Origin of the sequence: Mesorhizobium sp. M2A.F.Ca.ET.039.01.1.1, from assembly GCF_003998035.1 — a bacterium.
GTDB lineage: Bacteria > Pseudomonadota > Alphaproteobacteria > Rhizobiales > Rhizobiaceae > Mesorhizobium.
The window spans coordinates 1-1,521 of sequence record NZ_RZRY01001103.1 but is presented as its reverse complement, the minus strand read 5'-3'; the positions used below and the strand labels follow the sequence as shown (position 1 = coordinate 1,521).

Here is a 1,521-nt window from a genome sequence, read left to right as displayed (position 1 = left end):
TCAAAGATCCGGTCGGTCCTCCACAGGATATCGGTCCGCACTCAAAGGACGCTCCGGATCGCTAACTTGGCCGAATTGAAGGCGCTTGGCGTCACGCCTGAGACATACGGATCGCTGTCTTACGAGCGCACACAGGAAATCGGGGATGCGGCCGCTTTCTTGGGGTTCGACGGCATCCTGGCGCCGAGCGCGCGCTGGCCGTGCCAAAACCTCATTGTTTTTACCGAGCGTTTCACGCCGGCGGACCTCAGCGTCGTCAGCTCGGAGCCCGTCGATTGGGACGACTGGAGAAGGCGAAGAGACGCCGAGCGACGACAACGCGGCGGCAAATCTTGATCTAGTAGGGCAGGGGAGGCGGACTTTTGTCTTACAGCCCGCTCGCCTTGGTGAGGTTCGTCCGGAACCGATCACGCCGGCGCTGATATTTGCGGGTCATTTCCGCCGACGCATGGCCGAGCTGCTTCTGCACATATCGCTCCTCGATCTCGGCCGACGAGGCGAGCCCGGACCGCAGCGAATGCCCGGCGAACAGCAGGCCGCGATCGGCGTCCGGCAGATCGGAGCGGATACCGGCGGCAAGCACCGTCTGCTTGACCAGGCGGGCGACGTGCTTGTCGTTGAGCCGCTCGACGTCAACGGTCTTGTTGTCCTTGAAGATGCGGCGGAAGAGAGGCCCCCGCGCGATGCGGCCGAACTTGATCCAGGTCTCGAGCGCGACCACGGGGCAGGTGTGGTCGCTGGAGCCGCGGCCGACCTCGACTTCGCGCCAGCGATCGCCCTTGCCGCGCAGTGTCACCAGCACGCCCTTGCCCGGAAGGATCTCGATCCAGCCAGCGCCGTCGCTGTTATCATCGCGCGTGACGTCGAGCCCAACGATCTCGGAGCGGCGCAGGCCGCCGGCGAAGCCGAGGAGGAGCATGGCGCGGTCGCGGAGACCCCTGAGATCGTGACCGAGCGTGGCGAGCATCGCGATGAGGTCGTCGCCGAGGACGGCTTCCTTCACGCGCGGTGGCCTGGTGTGCTTGCGGCGAATGCCGGCGAGCACGGTGGCGATGTGGCGATCGGCCCGGTCCATGGCAAGCCCGCGCTGCGTAAAATTCCAGGAAAGGCCGGAGAGTCGACGCTCGATGGTCGAAACGGACAGAGCCGGGGCACCGAGCTTGGCGCCGCCGGCGGCGCAGGCGCTGATATAGAGCCCGATCACCTTGGAATCCGGGGGCAGGGGATCGAAGCCGTTGCGCCGGCACCAGGACGAAAAATGCTTCCAATCCTTCGCGTAGGCGTCGCGGGTGCTCTCCGAGCTGGCGTTGTCGGCATAATCCCGGGCGGTTTTGACCAGATCCTCGACATGCACCGGGACGCGGGGTGTGGGCTGGCCCATCTCCATGACGAGGTCGACGATATCGGGCATCTCCCCCTCGAGAGGGTCGCCGTCGAGCGCGTCGTCGGCCGGGAGACCGTTTTTGGCGGGTTGGGCGGGGGGATTTTCCATGATTTGCGAGCCTATCAGAATATGTCCGG

Annotated in this window: 2 protein-coding genes; one reads left to right on the top strand and one right to left on the bottom strand. The window is 65.3% G+C overall.

The window, feature by feature from the left end:
• On the top strand, positions 1-336 hold a 336-nt coding region (locus EOA24_RS37635; RefSeq protein ID WP_148669983.1), incomplete at its 5' end, for an RES family NAD+ phosphorylase.
• A gap of 31 nt (positions 337-367) precedes the next feature.
• Here EOA24_RS37635 and EOA24_RS37630 read toward each other — a convergent pair.
• Positions 368-1,387 (bottom strand): tyrosine-type recombinase/integrase, encoded by a 1,020-nt coding sequence (locus EOA24_RS37630; protein WP_245501957.1) that lies wholly within the window; start codon positions 1,385-1,387, stop codon positions 368-370.
• Between the last annotated feature and the right edge of the window lie 134 nt (positions 1,388-1,521).